Consider the following 16,402-nt stretch of genomic DNA (forward strand, 5'->3'; position numbering starts at 1 on the left):
TCTTCAAACCTTGCTGTGAGCAGACTACGCTGTCAGGCAAACCTGTACAATGCAAAAATTCTGTATAAGGTTATTCCGTGTTGGCGGGCAGGTTGGCCTATGTTTATCCGAGAGCGTCGGGTCAAAAAAGTGCCTTGCTGTTAAAAATAGACCACCGATGCATTCTGCGAGGACACAGCCATGCATATATTGCTGACAGGTGGCACCGGTTTGATTGGCAAGCATCTATGCCAGTACTGGCTGGGCCAAGGGCATCGGCTTACGGTTTGGAGCAGGCGTCCTGAACAGGTGGCAAAAATCTGTGGTAGCGGGGTGCGTGGTATCGCGCGCCTGGAGCAGCTGGAGGCCGACGATCATCTTGATGCGGTGGTCAACCTTGCTGGTGCGCCGATTGCCGACAGGCCCTGGACGGCCGCCCGGCGCAACGTGCTGTGGGTCAGCCGTGTCACCCTTACCGAGCAATTGCTGGCGTGGTTGGGCACCCGTGAGCAGCGCCCGGAGGTGTTGATCTCCGGCTCTGCGGTAGGTTGGTACGGAGACGGTGGCGAACGCGAACTGACCGAGGCTTCACCCCCGGTGCGTGAAGATTTCGCCAGCCAGTTGTGCATTGCCTGGGAAGAGACCGCCCAGCGTTCGCAAGCCCAGGGGATACGCGTGGTACTGGTCCGTACTGGCCTGGTGCTGGCCAGCGATGGCGGCTTTTTGTCGCGCCTGCGCATGCCCTTCAAACTGGGGCTGGGCGGGCCTTTGGGCGACGGGCGGCAGTGGATGCCCTGGGTTCATATAGACGACCAGGTCGCCCTGATTGATTTTCTCTTGCAGCGCAAGGATGCCAGCGGTCCTTATAATGCCTGCGCGCCGGAGCCTGTACGCAACCGTGAGTTTGCCAGGCGACTGGGCCGAGCCCTGCATCGGCCGGCGCTGTTGCCAGTGCCGGCATTGCTGCTCAAGGCCGGGCTTGGCGAGATGTCGACCTTGCTGCTGGGAGGCCAGCGGGCGCGCCCGGTACGCTTGCTGGAAGCAGGCTTCACCTTCCGTTTCAACGATCTGCAATCGGCGCTGGACAACCTGTCCAGTGGCCTCTGACATAGGACGCTGCATGACCGATCACGCCCTGCTGCTGGTCAACCTGGGTTCCCCGGCCTCCACCTCGGTGGCCGATGTGCGCCGTTACCTCAACCAGTTCCTCATGGACCCGTACGTGGTCGACCTGCCGTGGCCGGTGCGGCGCTTGCTGGTGTCGCTGATCCTGATCAAGCGCCCTGAGCAGTCGGCACACGCCTACGCTTCGATCTGGTGGGAGGAGGGCTCGCCTCTGGTTGTGCTGACCCGTCGCCTGCAGGCAGCGATGGTCGAGCACTGGCCCCATGGCCCAGTGGAAATTGCCATGCGCTACGGCCAGCCAGCGTTGCCTGATGTGTTGGAGCGGCTGGCCGCCCAAGGTGTGCGCAAGGTGACTTTGGCGCCGCTTTATCCACAGTTCGCCGACAGCACGGTGACCACGGTGGTCGAGCTGGCAAAACAGACCGTCAGCGAGCGCCAGTTGCCGTTGCAGATGCGTGTGCTGCAGCCGTTCTACGAGCATCCGGCGTACATCGAGGCACTGGCTGCCAGTGCCCGGCCGTACCTTGAGACGGGTTACGACCACCTGCTGTTGAGCTTCCATGGTTTGCCGGAACGGCACCTGAAAAAGCTGTTTCCGAAAGGGGTCAAGCACGACCTGCGTGCTGCCGATTGCTGCCACGGTGCAACCGCCGAAGTACGTTCGGTTTGCTATCGCGGGCAATGCCTGGCCACAGCCAAAGCCTTTGCGCAGAAAATGGGCATACCTGATGGCAAGTGGTCGGTATCGTTCCAGTCGCGGCTGGGCCGGGACAAGTGGATCGAACCCTACACCGAGACGCGGTTGGATGAACTGGCCAAGGCCGGTGTGAAGAAGCTGCTGGTGATGTGCCCGGCATTTGTGGCGGATTGCATCGAGACGCTGGAAGAGATAGGCATGCGTGGCAGCGAGCAGTTTGTCGAGGCGGGTGGCCGGGAGCTGGTGCTGGTGCCGTGCCTGAATGATCACCCGGAGTGGGTGAGGGTGTTGGCTGATATGAGTGAAAAGGCCTGAATCGAAGGGGCCGCCTTGCGGCCCCTACCGACCGTTTATACATCCAGCTTCTTGTGCTTCCAGCTGTCATTACCCGGCAGAATCAGGTTCAGCGCAATAGCCACAATCGCGCACAGGGCAATACCCTTCAGGCCCCAGTCATCCGGGCCGTCACCGCTGCCGATCAGCACGCCGCCGATACCGAACACCAGTGTCACCGAGACGATCACCAGGTTGCGTGCCTCGCCCAGGTCAATCTTGTGGCGGATCATGGTGTTCATGCCCACCGCTGCAATCGAGCCGAACAGCAGGCACAGAATGCCGCCCATCACCGGCACCGGGATGCTCTGCAGCAGCGCGCCGAACTTGCCGATGAACGCCAGGGTAATGGCGAAGACCGCCGCCCAGGTCATGATCTTCGGGTTGTAGTTCTTGGTCAGCATCACCGCGCCGGTCACTTCGGCATAGGTGGTGTTGGGCGGGCCGCCGAACAGGCCGGCTGCAGTAGTCGCCAGGCCGTCGCCCAGCAACGTCCGGTGCAGGCCAGGCTTCTTCAGGTAGTCACGGCCGGTCACGCTGCCCACTGCAATCACCCCGCCGATATGCTCGATCGCCGGCGCCAGCGCAACCGGGACGATGAACAGAATGGCCTGCCAGTTGAACGCAGGGGCGGTGAAATTGGGGATTTCCAGCCACGGTGCGGCAGCGATCCTGGCGGTGTCGACCACGCCAAAGGCGAACGACAGGGCAAAGCCCACCAGCACGCCGGAGATGATGGGCACCAGGCGGAAAATGCCCTTGCCGAATACGGCAACGATCAAGGTTGTCAGCAGCGCTGGCATCGAGATCAGCATGGCCGTCTTGTATGGCATCAGCGCTGTACCGTCCCCACCTTTGCCCATCGCCATGTTGGCGGCGATCGGTGCCATGGCCAGGCCGATGGAGATGATCACCGGGCCGATCACCACCGGCGGTAGCATGCGGTCGATGAAACCGGTGCCGTTGATTTTTACCATCAGGCCCATGAAGGTGTACACGAAGCCAGCAGCCATTACGCCGCCCATGGTCTCGGCCAGGCCGAACTGGCCTTTGGCGAGGATGATCGGCGTGATGAAGGCAAAGCTCGAGGCCAGGAACACCGGTACCTGACGTCCGGTGACCAGCTGGAATAGCAGGGTGCCGATGCCGGCGGTGAACAGCGCGACGTTCGGGTCGAGGCCGGTGATCAGGGGCATCAGCACCAGCGCGCCGAATGCCACGAAGAGCATCTGCGCGCCCGAAACGACCTGGCGCCAGAGCGGGTCGTTGAAGCCGTCCTGCATGGTCAGGCGTCCTTTTGCTTGGTGCCGAAGATCTTGTCACCGGCATCACCCAGGCCTGGCACGATGTAGCCGTGCTCGTTCAGGCGCTGGTCGATCGAGGCGGTGTAGATCTTCACGTCCGGGTGGGCTTTTTCTACCACCTCGATGCCTTCTGGCGCGGCGACCAGCACCATGGCGCGAATCTCTTTGCAGCCGGCCTTTTTCAGCAGGTCGATGGTGGCAACCATCGAGCCGCCGGTGGCCAGCATCGGGTCGATGATCAGGGCCAGGCGCTGGTTGATGTCCGGCGCGAGCTTTTCCAGGTAGGTGTGGGCTTCGAGGGTTTCTTCGTTTCGGGCAACGCCGACGGCGCTGACCTTGGCACCCGGGATCAGGCTGAGCACGCCGTCGAGCATGCCGATGCCGGCGCGCAGGATCGGTACTACGGTGATCTTCTTGCCGGCGATTTTTTCAACCGAGACCTTGCCACACCAGCCGTCGATCTCGTAGGTTTCGAGGGGCAGGTCCTGGGTGGCTTCATACGTCAGGAGCGCGCCGACTTCCTGGGCGAGTTCGCGAAAATTCTTGGTGCTGATATCGGCACGGCGCATCAGGCCAAGCTTGTGGCGGATCAGCGGATGGCGGATCTCACGAGTGGGCATAGGGGAGGGCTCCGAAAGGCGGGCAAAAAAACCGCGCTAGATTAATCTATTCAGCCTGTGCTGTCGTCTGGTCATTCTGGACGTTAGTCCATAAATGCTTGATCTGTGACGAGCGGATGCGTACCTTTGCCCGCTTTTCCAAAATGCCCCCCCGGAGAGCGCCATGTCCGCCGATCTCGAGCATATCCGTCAAGTCATGCGTGAAGCTGACTGCCTGTACACCGAAGCCGAAGTCGAAGCGGCCATCGCCAAAGTCGGCGAGCAGATCTGCAAGGACCTGCACGACAAGAACCCGGTTGTGTTCTGCGTGATGAACGGCGGCCTGATCTTCTCCGGCAAACTGCTGACCCACCTGCAGTTCCCACTGGAAGCCTCCTACCTGCACGCTACCCGCTACCGCAACCAGACCAGCGGCGGCGAGCTTTTCTGGAAGGCCAAGCCGGAAGTGTCGTTCATCGACCGTGACGTGTTGATCGTCGACGATATCCTCGACGAAGGCCACACCCTCAGCGCCATCATCGAGTTTTGCAAGCATGCCGGCGCCCGCTCGGTGTACACCGCTGTGCTGATCGACAAGGATCACGACCGCAAGGCAAGCCCTGACCTCAAGGCCAACTATGTGGGCCTGCCTTGTGTCGATCGCTATATCTTCGGTTACGGCATGGACTACAAAGGGTACTGGCGCAACGCTAACGGCATCTTCGCCGTAAAGGGGCTGTAACCGTGCGCCAGCCTGCGTTCATCGACCAATCGCTGTTCGCCGGGCTGGCCGAAAAGGCCGCTGCCAACCCGCGCGGGCGGCAGCACCATAACTTTCACGCTATGGAAGAGCCCTGCCACCGCATGGCGGTCGGGCTGCAACCGAGCACCTACATTCCGCCGCATCGCCATGTGAGCGCCGACAAGGCTGAAACCTTGATAGCGCTCAAGGGGTGCTTTGGCCTGCTGATCTTCGATGAGCAAGGCGCGGTGACTGACAAGCGGGTGCTGCAGGCCGGTGGCGACTGTCTGGGTGTAGATCTGGCGCCTGGTACCTACCATGGCTTGGTGGTGCTGGAGCCCGACAGCATCCTGTTCGAGTGCAAGGCTGGGCCATACCGACCAGTGGGCGAGGGCGAGCACGCACACTGGGCGCCGCGCGAGGGTGAAGCCGGCGTGGCCGATTACCAGGCCTGGATGCGCGCGCAGTTCGATTGATATCGGCTGTACCCGGCATGCTAGAGTGCTCCTTCATACAAGGAGCCTCACATGCGTGCGATTCTTCCCCTCCTGCTGGCGGTCAGCCTGCCGCTCGCTGCCGCACCGCTGCACAGTCAGTTCCTGCCACCTGATGACCAGTCCCTGCGCCAGGAAGCGCCGACCAGCCAGCAATTGCTGCAAGTGACTGACTATTCGGTGGTCGTAGGGGCCCAGCGCCAGTCCGATCAGCAGCCGATCCCGATCACATCGTCGTTGCAGGTGCGCCTGAAGGGCAAGCCGCTGAGCAAGGGCGCGACCATTGCCCAGGTGCTGCTGACGTTCGATGGTGAAGCGGCCAAAAGCCTGAAAAAGCCTGTGTATGACGCTAAAACCCGCACCTTGAGCCTGAATTACCCGGTCAGCAACTACCGGGTGGTCATGGACCTGCTGCGTAACGAAACCCTGTACGTGCAGTTTCTGACTTACGGCAACGGCCATATCTGGGCCGACCTGCACACCGGGACGGTACGTACGCGTTGAGGCGCGAAGCCTGCGGGGGGTAAACTGCCGGCCTTCGAAATTCCGTGATGGTCCAGTTGGAGTCGGCAATGCGTAAAGACAAGAAACAGGTAATCGGTGACGAAATCAGCGACGACTACATCAAGTCGTTCCTTCAGTTCGAGCCGGCCGATGGTGTGACTTCGCCGTCGCTGCACAAGCTGGTCAAGGCCTACCGCGGCCTGCGCGTGGACGACTTTGAGCGCTTTGTAGGCTTCTTCGTCGAAGCTGGCCTGGACCTGGATGGCAAGGACGAGCACGGCAAGACCTTCGTCGAGCAGATTGCCGACCAGCGCAATGCCCCTGAGTACATCGAGATCATCGATAAAGCCCGCGGTTGATCTTCAACCTGTGCTGGCCCTTTCGCGGGCTCGCCCGCTCCCACAGGGATGAGGGCAGCGCCGAACCTGTGGGAGCGGGCAAGCCCGCGAAGAGGCCGGCACAGGCTGATAGGTCTCCACGTACAAAAAAACGCCCCGAGGGGCGTTTTTCCGTTAGCGGGCGAATCAGGCGTAATGCTTGGCCGCCGGGCTGCTTTCTGCCAGGTCCAGGGCCGCGTCGTTATCGGCACTGATCTTGTGGTACAGCGCAGCATCGGTTGCCAGGGTCTTCTCGCGAGCCGGGAAGATTTCCTTGAGCTTGGCAGCCCAGGCGCCCTTGGCCTGCTCGGGGAAGCAGCGCTCGATCAGTTCCAGCATGATCGACACGGTCACCGAGGCACCCGGCGATGCGCCGAGCAGTGCTGCCAGGCTGCCGTCCTGGGCCGAGACCAACTCGGTACCGAACTGCAGCACGCCGCCTTTTTTCGGGTCTTTCTTGATGATTTGCACGCGCTGACCCGCCACTTCCAGGCGCCAGTCCTCGGCCTTGGCCTGCGGATAGAAACGACGCAGGGCTTCCAGACGCTGCTCCATCGACTGCATCACTTCGCTGACCAGGTACTTGGTCAGGTCCATGTTGTCGCGGGCCACGGCCAGCATCGGGCCAATGTTGCCCATGCGCACCGACAGCGGCAGGTCCATCAGCGAGCCGTGCTTGAGGAACTTGGTGGTGAAACCGGCATACGGGCCGAACAGCAGCGAGGTCTTGCCGTCCACGACGCGGGTGTCCAGGTGCGGTACCGACATCGGCGGGGCGCCGACAGCGGCCTGGCTGTAGACCTTGGCCTGGTGCTGCTTGACGATTTCCGGGTTGTCGCAACGCAGCCACTGGCCGCTGACAGGGAAGCCGCCAAAACCTTTGCTTTCCGGGATGCCGGACAACTGCAGCAGCGGCAGGGCCGCGCCGCCGGCGCCGAGGAAGACGAAGCGGGCGTCGACTTCACGGCTGCCGCCGCTGTTGACGTCCTTGATGCTCACGGTCCAGCCGCTGCCGTTACGGCGCAGGCCGACAACCTTCTTGCTGTACTTGACCTGCGCGTCCGGCGAGTCGCCCAGCAGCTTGAGCAGCTTGTTGGTCAGTGCGCCGAAGTTGACGTCGGTGCCTTTGGCCACGCGGGTAGCGGCGATGTGCTGGTCGGCCGGGCGGCCAGGCATCATCAGCGGCATCCAGTCGTTCATCACGGCCTTGTCTTCGGTGTATTCCATCTCGGCGAAGGCGTGGTGCTGCTTGAGCAGCTCGAAGCGCTTCTTGAGGAAGGAAACACCCTTGTCACCCTCGACATAGCTCAGGTGCGGGACAGGGTTGATGAAGGCACGCGCCGAGCCGAAGTTGCCCTTCTTGCTAAGGTAGGCCCAGAACTGGCGCGAAACCTCGAACTGGGTGTTGATGTGCACGGCCTTCTTGATGTCGATGCTGCCATCGGCGGCCTGCGGCGTATAGTTCAGCTCGCACAGGCCGGCGTGGCCGGTGCCTGCGTTGTTCCAGGGGTTGGAGCTTTCCGCGGCCCCGGAGTCCATCGCCTCGACGACCTCAAGCTTCAGGGTCGGGTCAAGCTCCTTGAGCAGTACGGCCAGGGTGGCACTCATGATGCCCGCGCCTACCAGTACCACATCAACCGATTCGTTCTGCGCCATTTAACGCGTCTCCACAATCTACAGCTACCTAATTGACAGCATAGGACCTGGGTTTGCCAGGGTCGCCATGTCCGACTTTTCGCAGTTCTTGCAACTTCCGCGGACACCGCCAATCAGTCTTCGGGTTCGTGTATTGAACGCCGTTTGCCACAGGTGCGGCAATTCGACTTATGGTCAAGGTGTCGTGCGTGCGTTATGGAACGGTTCAGACACTCATACGGGATGAGCGCATCTGCCGCCTGTTCAGGGCTGTTCGGGACACATCTGCCGCTTTTGCACATGCCAGACTGTTCATTTGCTCGCCACACTCTTGTGAAGTTGTGAAAACCGTTTTTTCACGCTCTTTTGGAGACGTGAACCTCAAAAGGGGACTGCGCGATGGCAACCCGCAGGTTCATGCAGTGTGAAGGGCCGGAAAAAGCAGGCACGACAGCCGATGCAAGACCTGAGTGGAAGGCTCTCTGTGGGCGAGGCGGTGAAGTTGCCGGGGTCAATCGGCGAATGCGGGGCCCGATCAGGAGACGTCCTTATAATCGGGGGGAGATTATAGCGATGTCGCGGGCAGAAATGTCGCCATTCGTGGTTTTTATTGCAGCGTTTGTCAGGCAGCGAGGAGGCGTTGGTGCCAGCGGCGCTTTGCACGGGCGCAAACCCGGGCTTCGGCGGGCAGTTCGCGCCCCAGCCAGGCCAGCTGAATTTCGCTGATCTGCACCCAGTCGATGCCCCGTGGTGCCTGGCTGCATTGCTTGAAGGCCAGGCATTTGCCATCAGCGTCAAGGCGGGCATAAGCGTTGTGACGCGGCCGTTTGAAGAGCTGAGTCCAGAGCGAGGTCATGGCGGCGAGTCCTTTGCGTTAGGGCTTGGCGCAAGGATAAGGGTGTGGCGATGAAACGATTGTGACAAGCGGATCGGGCCGATGACTGGTCTGTGCCTGGCTAGGTATACTGTGGGCCTTTGCCGCATTTTCTGGAGAAACGCGCATGTTGCAACGTCTGTTGTTCGGTTTGATCGCCGTGGCCAGCCTTAGCCTGGTCGGTTGTGCCCACAGCCCGCAACAACTCAACCCGCAACCCACGCTCAAGGCCCAGCTGGCCCCGGTCGGCCATGGCCAGCCGGTGGTGGTCCGGGTAGTGGATGGCCGGCCTTCGCCGTCCCTGGGTACCCGCGGTGGCATGTACCCCGAGACCAGCACCATCAGTGTCAGCGGTAATGACGTGGTGCCCAAGCTGCAGGCTCAGGCTGAAGCTGCTGTGCGCCTGCTCGGCTTCACCCCGACCCCGAACGCCTACAATGCGCCGCAGCTGACCGTGACCCTGGCCGAGCTGAAGTACCAGTCGCCGAAAGACAACCTTTACGTGACCGAGGCCACCATCGGCGCCACCTTCCGCGCTGATGTGACCAATGGCGGCCGCCGTTACAGCGGCCGTTATGGCGCTTCGCTGGACCAGCGTTTCGGCATGGCGCCGAATCAGGACACCAACACCCAGCTGGTGGGCGATGTGCTGAGCGATGCCCTGACCCGCCTGTTCAAGGACCCGAGCATCGGGCAGGTGCTTGGTCAGTAAGCTTCAGGTTGTGTCAGAAAACCCGCTGCCTGAGTGACAGGCAGCGGGTTTTTTGTTGTCTGGATGGCACAGATTTACGCCGCTTCTATGTGGAAATCCAGCAAGCTGAACCCTGTGCCTGCATCCACTTCGGGCAAGTCCTCATGCACATGTCCGCCAAGCGCACAGTAGACCAGCCACTGGCGGTCCTGCACATTGATGGCAAAACCATCGATCAGCGCCTGTTGTTCATCGCTCTGGGCAACGAGGTAGAGGCGGTCCTGGTTTTCGGCGTGCAACATGAAAAAGCTCCGGGTCATCAAAAGGTCGACAGGGTCGCCTGTATGGATGACGAGCGGATGACAGATGAAATTTAACAACAGTTTGTCGCCAAGGCCGGGCGCCACGGTGCGACTTGGGTAGAATGCTGGCCTTTGCCACTGCTCACACCGAGGTTGCGTGATGTCCTTGCAAGTGCTCTGGGGGTTCCTGGCCGCCCATCCCACCAAGCTGATCAACCTGCTGGCGCTGCTGCTGACCTGCCCGGGCGGTTTGCTGCTGCACAGTGCGCGGCGGCGCGAGGCCGAAACCCGCGCGTACATGGCAGTAGACGAGGGGGTAGTGGACGCATTCGACCTTCGGGTGCCGAAATACTTCTACATCCTGGGCTTTTCGTGCCTGGCGATGGCGCTGCTGCTGTCCTGGTTCAGCACCTGGATCTAAGAACCATCGGGGCCGCGTTGCGGCCCAATCGCGACACAAGGCCGCTTGTGTCTTGATGGGGGATTAGAATCTGGAGTGAGAGCGGTGAATGGCAAGCTGAATGCCGTAGGTGCCTTGAGCACGTGTGGGAGCACAAGCTGCCATTCACCGTTCCACTTTGGCGAGAGCCCGAACAGTTGGATGCGGCTCTGATCTCGAATCACAAGCGTGGGCCAAGCCAAAGTCCTCTCACTGTGTTGAGTTTAGGAGGTTTTGGTGATGGCTTCCTTCTTGGGTATCGATGTTTCCAGTCTCTCCCTTGATGCTGCGGTGCGGCCACAGGGCATCAAAATGCATTTAAGCAATGATCCCACAGGCTTTGAGGCGCTACTGGAGAGCCTTCGCAAGCTCAGTATCAAGCGCGTCCTGTTAGAGGCGACGGGTGGCTACGAGCGAGATGTCATGCGTTTTCTACAGGACGCTGGCTACAAGGTCATACGCGTTAATCCCAGGCGAGCCAGGTCATTCGCTGACTCTCTAGGCATCAAGGCCAAGACTGACGCCATCGACGCCGAGGTTCTGGCGCACTATGCCGAAGTCATTCCAGATCAACCCTCCCTGCGAATCAGCCCCGAACGAGCGCTTCTGCGAGAGTTGCTTCAGCAACGTGATCGGTTGGTTCAACAGCGAGATGACGACCTGCGGCGCCTGAAGCAGGTGCAATCGACTGCAGTTGCTAACTACCTGAATGCCAACCTGAAACACTTCAAAGCGCAGATCAAACTGGTTGAGCGTGAGATCGAACAGCAAACCGCGATGCTGAACGACGAACGGGTTACCCAACTGATTAAAGTGAAAGGCATTGGGATGGTGACAGCGGGCAAGCTAGTAGCGCTGCTGCCGGAGCTGGGTCGGGTTGAATCCAGAGAAATTGCCTCCCTGGTCGGAGTGGCGCCCTTCAACCACGACAGCGGGAAATTCATGGGCAAGCGCTCTATCTCTGGCGGACGATTTGCGGTCAGGCGATCGCTGTACATGGCATGCCTTGTGGCGATGAGATACAACCCAGCACTCAAGGCTCGTTATCAGTCACTGCGGGAGCGCGGAAAACTTCCCAAAGTCGCTATCGTGGCCTGCATGAGAACGTTCATCGTGCGGTTAAATGCCATGCTCAGAACGGGTACATCATGGCTCGATCTAGTGCTACCGCAGCCTGAAAGTACAACGTAAATCCAGAACGCAGCGTGAGCCGCGTGGAAGCGGGCTTGCCCGCGAAGCCAACACCGTGGTGGATTGCACGGGCTTCGCCCGTGTTCGCGGGCAAGCCCGCTCCCACAGGGAAGGCGCCAGCTTTTAGAAATTGAGCAAGACAGTTGCTCCCACAAGGTGGACTGCCCCCCAAAAGTTGGACAGTTTTAAGCTGCAGCCTGAGCCCTGTACTCCACAGGGCTCAGGCCATTGAGCCTCAGCTTGATGCGATCATGGTTGTAGTAGTGAATGTACTCATCCAGACCCGCTCTCAGCTCATCAATGCTCTCGAAACGCTTCAGGTAGAAAAACTCAGATTTGAGCGTGCCGAAGAAGCTTTCCATGGCCGCGTTGTCCAGGCAATTGCCTTTTCGAGACATGCTCTGCTTTACCCCACATTCGCTTAGCTTACGGCGGTATTGCGCCTGCTGGTAATGCCATCCCTGATCCGAATGCAGCACGAGCTTCGGTTTCTCTCCCAGGCAATCGAGCGCTTTGCCAAGCATGTTCCCAACCAGGCTATAGCACGGGCGGCTGGCCATTTCGTAGGCCACGATTTCGCCGTTGTACAAATCCATCACGGGCGACAGATAGAGCTTCTGCTGAGCTACTTTGAACTCGGTTACGTCAGTCACCCACTTCTGGTTTGGGCGTTGAGCGATAAAATTTCGCTCCAGTACATTCGCTGCCACTTTGCCGACGGTACCTCGATAGGAGCGATATTTCTTGGGGCGCACTACTGATTTCAATCCCTGCTCAGCCATCAGCCGTTCAATGACCTTCTTGTTCACCCGCTTTTCCTTCCTGATTACGAGTGCGATACGGCGATAACCATAAAGCCGTTTCTGCTCGTGATAGACGCGATGCACCAATGCCTTGAGCTCAGCATGCCGGTCTGGCTTCTGCTGAGCTTTGAGCTGGTAGTAGAAGGTGCTGCGCGCCAGCTCGACCAACTGAAGGAGGTCAGGCAAAGGAAACCTGCGCTTGAGTTTGGAAACGATCAGGGCTTTTTCCCGCGTGTTCGTTCCTTTTCCTCGCGCAGAGCCTTGAGCTCCTTTAGGACAGCATTCTCCATGCGCAGGTACTCAAGTTCAGCCATCAGCTGATCTCGAGACTTCTGATCATCATTGGTATCGGTGGGTTTGGCAGGCTTGATCTTCTTCGACACGTCGATTGGCTTTCTTGGCTTGATGGCAGTAGAGGGTGCAGGACTGCCACTGTAGTACTGCCGCTGCCAAATGCCTATCTGAGAGGACTGCCCAAGACCAAAGTGGGCAGCGGTCTGGCGCAGCGAAAGCCGATGCTCGTGCATATAGCTAAGCACCTGCTGTTTGAAATCACTGGTATAGCGCCGCCCATGCGAGCCTGTAACAATGCCATTATTGGCCTGATAACTGGCCACCCAGCGTCGAAGCAGGCTGAAATCGATACCTAAGTGTTGAGCCACCTTTCGGAAACCGTTGCTGCCATCCAGGTAGGCTGTGATCGCTGTGAGCTTGAATTGCTCGGTGTACTTACCCATAGATCCCCCAAGGGTTGGATTGGTGTCCAACTTCTTGGGGGCAGTCCAAGGGTGGACGCAATTCCCTGTGGGAGCAGCCTTGTGTCGCGATTGGGCTGCAACGCAGCCCCCGGGATCGATCAGGCGACCGGTGTCTGCTGCCTGACCTGATACTGGTTGCGCACCGGCGTCGCATACTGCAACACCAGGTACGGCCGCTGCTCTTGCGGGCAGGCATCCAGACGCCGTTGCCATTCTTCCTTGGCCTTGGCCAGCTCATCCGCCGGGAACACTTTCTCGGCGCTTGGCACCTGCAGGGCTTCGTCCTTGCCTTCCCACATCGCATACGCCAGGTAATGCACCGGGAACAGTCGGTAGCCCCCCAGAATCTGCCGGTCGATCTCTGCCGCCAGCTGTTTTGTGTCTTCGTGGTACTCGGTGACCGGCGGCGCGAAGTTGATGTGGACTCGGCCCTTGTAGCCGGTAATGCCTTTGGCAATGCTGTTGTCATCTTCGCCCGGCGCCTTCTTGTAGGTGCCGGTTGTGGCGCGGATGTACAGCTCGCGGGCCTTGGCCTGGTCGCACGGGTCGTATTCGTAGCTGATCGACACCGGGGTCAGGTTCAGGCTCTGGATAACCGCACCGAACGGCTCGTCCTTGCGGCTCATGTGGAACATCTTGAGGATTGCCGAGTCGGTGCGGTCGTCACCGTCCTTGGCCCGACCTTCGGCCTGGGCAATCCAGATCGAGGTGGCATCGTTGCGGATCGAGTGGTTGATGTAGGCCGATAGCAGTTGGTAGGCAGCCAGTTTTTCGCGCCGCCCGCTGATCGAACGGTGCACGATGAAGCTCTTGTTCAGGCGCATCATGTCGCTGACAAAGGGCTTTTGCAGCAGGTTGTCGCCAATGGCGATGCGCGGCGTGGGCAGGCCGGCGTGGTACACGGCATAGTTGACGAAGGCCGGGTCCATGACGATATCACGGTGGTTGGCAAGGAACAGGTAGGCGGTGCCTGCCTTGAGCTGTTCCACACCCGAATAGGTGACGCCGTCGGTGGCGCGATCGATGGTCTGGTCGACGTAGTACTCGACTTTGTCCTGCAGGGTCGAGACACAGGTAACGCCGGCGAATTCCTTGCGCAGGCGGCGTGCGATCAAGGGCTTGAGCAACCAGCCGAGAGCACCGGCCGCACGCGGAAAGCGGAAGTGAGTGAGGATATCGAGGAATGCCGGGTCGCTGAGCAGGCGTGCCAGAACGGCAGGGACCTCAGCGTCGTCGTACGGTCGGATGGCATCGAATTCGCCCATCATGCTCTCTTGTTGGAAACGGCTAGGGTAATAAGGTAGGGGCGGGCTCCGAAAAACGGCTCGGACGCACACAGACCCTGTAAACAGACCGGCAATTATACGCATAAGTCACTGCGGAGGCCGCGATGCTGGAAACCGACTTCTATGATTGCCCTTATTGTGGCGAACGTGTGGAAACTACCGTCGATCTGTCTGCGGGCGACCAGGTTTATACCGAGGATTGTCAGGTGTGCTGCCAGCCTGTGGTGTGCATTCTTCAGGTGCATGGTGACGAATGGATGCTTGAAGTCCGCCGCGAGGACGACGCCTGATGCAGCGCATCTACGAACCGGAAAGCCTGCTCGAGGCGCAAATGCTGGTGGGCATGCTTGCCAGCGAGGGGATCAATGTGCACGTGGTCGGCCGTGACCTGCTCGGTGCCGCCGGCGAGCTGCCCTTGCAGGGCCTGCTGGGGCTTATCGTGGCTGATGAGCAGGCCGAATGCGCACGGCAGCTGATCGATGCGTACAATGATGCCCAGCCACTGGTTGGCGACGAACCGGAGCATGTCCCCGGTACCTTGATCTGCTAGGTTCTGAATTCGCCCATGTGTGGACGTTATGCCCTGTTTCGCTGGCCCCAGGCCCTTGCCAGTCTGCCGGGTTTTCCCGTCGGCCAGCCGGCCCAATGGAATATATCGCCAGGGGCGTCGGTGCTGATCCAGCGCCAGCTTGATGGCCAGCAGCAACTGGCCAAGGCGCGCTGGGGGTTGACCCCGGCCTGGCTCACCGACCTGTCCCGTACCCCCGCCCATGCCCGGGCCGAAACGCTGGCCGAGCAACCGATGTTTCGCGATGCATTTCGCCAGCGTCGCTGCCTGATGCCAGCCAACGGCTTTTACGAATGGCGTGGCAACGTGCGCAAACGCCCGTTCTGGTTGACCCCGGGGGAGGGCGCGTCGCTGTATTTTGCGGCGGTGTGGGAGGCCTACCCGGTGCAGGACCAGGTATGGCTGAGTTGCGCGGTGGTGACCCAGGCGGCCATGAACCAGCGTCGGCCGCTGATACTGGACGAGGCCGGGCAGGCGGCCTGGCTCGACCCGGACACGCCGGTTACCCGCTTGCACGAGCTGCTGGCCAGCCCACCTGCGACGTTGCGTGAGCGGGCCCTGGCCAACTTCGTCAATGACCCGAAGCTGGATGCGCCGGAGTGTTTGACCCCGGCTTGATGGGGGGATGTGCCGGCCCTTTCGCGGGCAAGCCCGCTCCTACAATGATCGCGTTACCCCTGCGGTAGGAGCGGGCAAGCCCGCGCCTACCCACGGTTGTGTTACCCCTGTAGGAGCGGGCTTGCCCGCGAAGAGGCCGGTACAGGCGACGAAAATCTTCCCTGCGGCTATGGCAGCCACTGGCGACTCGGCCTAGGATACGCCGCATGTGGATAGGGAGTGTTTTCATGCGTAAGTCTTTTGTCGTCAGCCTACTGAGTGCTGGCATCCTGCTGGCCGGCTGCCAGGCGGTGAATACCACCAGCGGCGGTGCTGTTGGCGTCGAGCGCCAGCAGTACATGTTCAGCATGCTCTCGACCGATGAGGTCAACCAGATGTACGCCCAGTCGTATCAGCAGACCTTGGGTGAAGCATCGAGCAAGGGTGTGCTCGACAAGTCCAGCGCCGATGCCAAGCGTGTGCAGGCCATTGCCAACCGCCTGATCGCCCAGGCGCCCAAATTCCGCCCGGATGCCGCGCAGTGGGACTGGCAAGTCAACGTGATCAAGAGTGATGAACTGAACGCCAACTGCGGCCCGGGCGGCAAGATCATCGTCTACACCGGGCTGATCGATCAGCTCAAGCTCACCGATGCGGAAATTGCCGCAGTGGTGGGGCACGAGATTGCTCACGCCTTGCGCGAGCATAGCCGCGAGGCCATGTCCAAGGCATACGGTGTGGAAATGGCTCGTCAGGGTGCCGGTGCCATCTTCGGCCTCGGCCAGAGCAGCATGGCCATGGCCGACACGGTGGTGAACTACGCCATGACCTTGCCCAACAGCCGGGCCAACGAAAACGAGGCCGACCTGATTGGCCTGGAGCTGTCGGCCCGTGCCGGCTACGACCCGAATGCCGCGATCACCTTGTGGAACAAGATGAGCAAGGCTTCCGAAGGTGCACCGCCTGAGTTCATGAGTACTCACCCGGCGTCCGCGAGCCGTATTGCTTCGCTGCAGGCGGCGATTCCGAAGGTGATGCCGCTGTATCAGGCTGCAGCCAAGCAATAAATGCCTGAATCCTGGGGCTGCATGGCAGCCCCCGGTT

At 60.4% G+C, this 16,402-nt stretch carries 20 protein-coding genes; 13 read left to right on the plus strand and 7 right to left on the minus strand.

Annotation, left to right across the window (positions count from 1 at the left end; genetic code table 11):
* Positions 1-180: 180 nt before the first annotated feature.
* A complete protein-coding gene (locus LMH93_RS04045; RefSeq protein ID WP_185279713.1) occupies positions 181-1,086 on the plus strand; it encodes a TIGR01777 family oxidoreductase in 906 nt (301 codons plus the stop codon).
* A gap of 13 nt (positions 1,087-1,099) precedes the next feature.
* Positions 1,100-2,116, plus strand: a complete 1,017-nt coding sequence (hemH, locus tag LMH93_RS04050; protein ID WP_003247370.1) for a ferrochelatase — start codon at positions 1,100-1,102, stop codon at positions 2,114-2,116.
* Positions 2,117-2,151: 35 nt separating this feature from the next.
* Here hemH and LMH93_RS04055 read toward each other — a convergent pair whose 3' ends face one another.
* Both LMH93_RS04055 and upp read right to left on the minus strand, forming a co-directional pair.
* On the minus strand, positions 2,152-3,417 hold the full coding sequence (locus LMH93_RS04055) for a uracil-xanthine permease family protein (protein ID WP_070096898.1): 1,266 nt from the start codon (positions 3,415-3,417) through the stop codon (positions 2,152-2,154).
* A 2-nt stretch (positions 3,418-3,419) separates the two neighbouring features.
* A complete protein-coding gene (gene upp, locus LMH93_RS04060; protein ID WP_003247366.1) occupies positions 3,420-4,058 on the minus strand; it encodes a uracil phosphoribosyltransferase in 639 nt (212 codons plus the stop codon).
* 163 nt (positions 4,059-4,221) lie between these two features.
* On the opposite strand from upp, the gene LMH93_RS04065 reads away from it, so the two are divergent.
* The 4 genes from LMH93_RS04065 to LMH93_RS04080 all read left to right on the plus strand — a co-directional run bounded on the left by LMH93_RS04065 (position 4,222) and on the right by LMH93_RS04080 (position 6,136).
* A complete protein-coding gene (locus tag LMH93_RS04065; RefSeq protein ID WP_003247364.1) occupies positions 4,222-4,779 on the plus strand; it encodes a hypoxanthine-guanine phosphoribosyltransferase in 558 nt (185 codons plus the stop codon).
* A 2-nt stretch (positions 4,780-4,781) separates the two neighbouring features.
* Positions 4,782-5,255, plus strand: coding sequence for a WbuC family cupin fold metalloprotein (locus LMH93_RS04070; protein WP_003247362.1), 474 nt, complete (start codon positions 4,782-4,784; stop codon positions 5,253-5,255).
* 51 nt (positions 5,256-5,306) lie between these two features.
* Positions 5,307-5,777: a hypothetical protein gene (locus LMH93_RS04075; protein WP_003247361.1), complete on the plus strand. Its 471-nt coding sequence runs from the start codon at positions 5,307-5,309 to the stop codon at positions 5,775-5,777.
* 68 nt (positions 5,778-5,845) lie between these two features.
* Positions 5,846-6,136: a PA4642 family protein gene (locus LMH93_RS04080; protein ID WP_003247360.1), complete on the plus strand. Its 291-nt coding sequence runs from the start codon at positions 5,846-5,848 to the stop codon at positions 6,134-6,136.
* Between the two features lie 165 nt (positions 6,137-6,301).
* Here LMH93_RS04080 and mqo read toward each other — a convergent pair whose 3' ends face one another.
* Positions 6,302-7,810, minus strand: a complete 1,509-nt coding sequence (gene mqo, locus LMH93_RS04085; protein ID WP_003247357.1) for a malate dehydrogenase (quinone) — start codon at positions 7,808-7,810, stop codon at positions 6,302-6,304.
* 601 nt (positions 7,811-8,411) lie between these two features.
* On the minus strand, positions 8,412-8,645 hold the full coding sequence (locus LMH93_RS04090) for a hypothetical protein (protein ID WP_003247356.1): 234 nt from the start codon (positions 8,643-8,645) through the stop codon (positions 8,412-8,414).
* Between the two features lie 145 nt (positions 8,646-8,790).
* Between LMH93_RS04090 and LMH93_RS04095 the strand changes: the two genes are divergently transcribed.
* Positions 8,791-9,375 (plus strand): YajG family lipoprotein, encoded by a 585-nt coding sequence (locus LMH93_RS04095; protein ID WP_003247354.1) that lies wholly within the window; start codon positions 8,791-8,793, stop codon positions 9,373-9,375.
* Positions 9,376-9,449: 74 nt separating this feature from the next.
* On the opposite strand, the gene LMH93_RS04100 is transcribed toward LMH93_RS04095, so the two are convergent.
* Positions 9,450-9,656 (minus strand): hypothetical protein, encoded by a 207-nt coding sequence (locus LMH93_RS04100; RefSeq protein ID WP_003247353.1) that lies wholly within the window; start codon positions 9,654-9,656, stop codon positions 9,450-9,452.
* 160 nt (positions 9,657-9,816) lie between these two features.
* On the opposite strand from LMH93_RS04100, the gene LMH93_RS04105 reads away from it, so the two are divergent.
* The gene (locus LMH93_RS04105; RefSeq protein WP_108192141.1) at positions 9,817-10,077 is read left to right on the plus strand and encodes a hypothetical protein; all 261 of its coding nucleotides are present in this window, start codon (positions 9,817-9,819) and stop codon (positions 10,075-10,077) included.
* A 258-nt stretch (positions 10,078-10,335) separates the two neighbouring features.
* On the plus strand, positions 10,336-11,286 hold the full coding sequence (locus LMH93_RS04110; RefSeq protein WP_004577666.1) for an IS110 family transposase: 951 nt from the start codon (positions 10,336-10,338) through the stop codon (positions 11,284-11,286).
* A 185-nt stretch (positions 11,287-11,471) separates the two neighbouring features.
* Here the strand turns inward: LMH93_RS04110 and LMH93_RS04115 are convergent.
* A protein-coding gene (locus tag LMH93_RS04115) for an IS3 family transposase (protein WP_230064330.1) occupies positions 11,472-12,826 on the minus strand; the annotation gives its coding sequence in 2 pieces (ribosomal slippage) (positions 11,472-12,350 and positions 12,353-12,826; 1,353 coding nt in all).
* Between the two features lie 119 nt (positions 12,827-12,945).
* A complete protein-coding gene (locus LMH93_RS04120; protein WP_003247351.1) occupies positions 12,946-14,115 on the minus strand; it encodes a 1-acyl-sn-glycerol-3-phosphate acyltransferase in 1,170 nt (389 codons plus the stop codon).
* A 122-nt stretch (positions 14,116-14,237) separates the two neighbouring features.
* Between LMH93_RS04120 and LMH93_RS04125 the strand changes: the two genes are divergently transcribed.
* The 4 genes from LMH93_RS04125 to LMH93_RS04140 all read left to right on the plus strand — a co-directional run bounded on the left by LMH93_RS04125 (position 14,238) and on the right by LMH93_RS04140 (position 16,365).
* Positions 14,238-14,423 (plus strand): CPXCG motif-containing cysteine-rich protein, encoded by a 186-nt coding sequence (locus tag LMH93_RS04125; RefSeq protein WP_003247349.1) that lies wholly within the window; start codon positions 14,238-14,240, stop codon positions 14,421-14,423.
* Positions 14,423-14,683, plus strand: a complete 261-nt coding sequence (locus LMH93_RS04130) for a putative signal transducing protein (RefSeq protein WP_019750456.1) — start codon at positions 14,423-14,425, stop codon at positions 14,681-14,683. The genes LMH93_RS04125 and LMH93_RS04130 overlap by 1 nt, the downstream gene beginning before the upstream one ends.
* A gap of 15 nt (positions 14,684-14,698) precedes the next feature.
* Positions 14,699-15,319 (plus strand): SOS response-associated peptidase, encoded by a 621-nt coding sequence (locus LMH93_RS04135; RefSeq protein WP_003247346.1) that lies wholly within the window; start codon positions 14,699-14,701, stop codon positions 15,317-15,319.
* Positions 15,320-15,546: 227 nt separating this feature from the next.
* Complete coding sequence (locus LMH93_RS04140) at positions 15,547-16,365, plus strand: M48 family metallopeptidase (RefSeq protein ID WP_003247344.1); 819 nt, start codon at positions 15,547-15,549, stop codon at positions 16,363-16,365.
* The last annotated feature ends 37 nt before the right edge of the window (positions 16,366-16,402 follow it).

Origin of the sequence: Pseudomonas sp. CIP-10 (assembly GCF_020911845.1) — a bacterium.
GTDB lineage: Bacteria > Pseudomonadota > Gammaproteobacteria > Pseudomonadales > Pseudomonadaceae > Aquipseudomonas > Aquipseudomonas alloputida.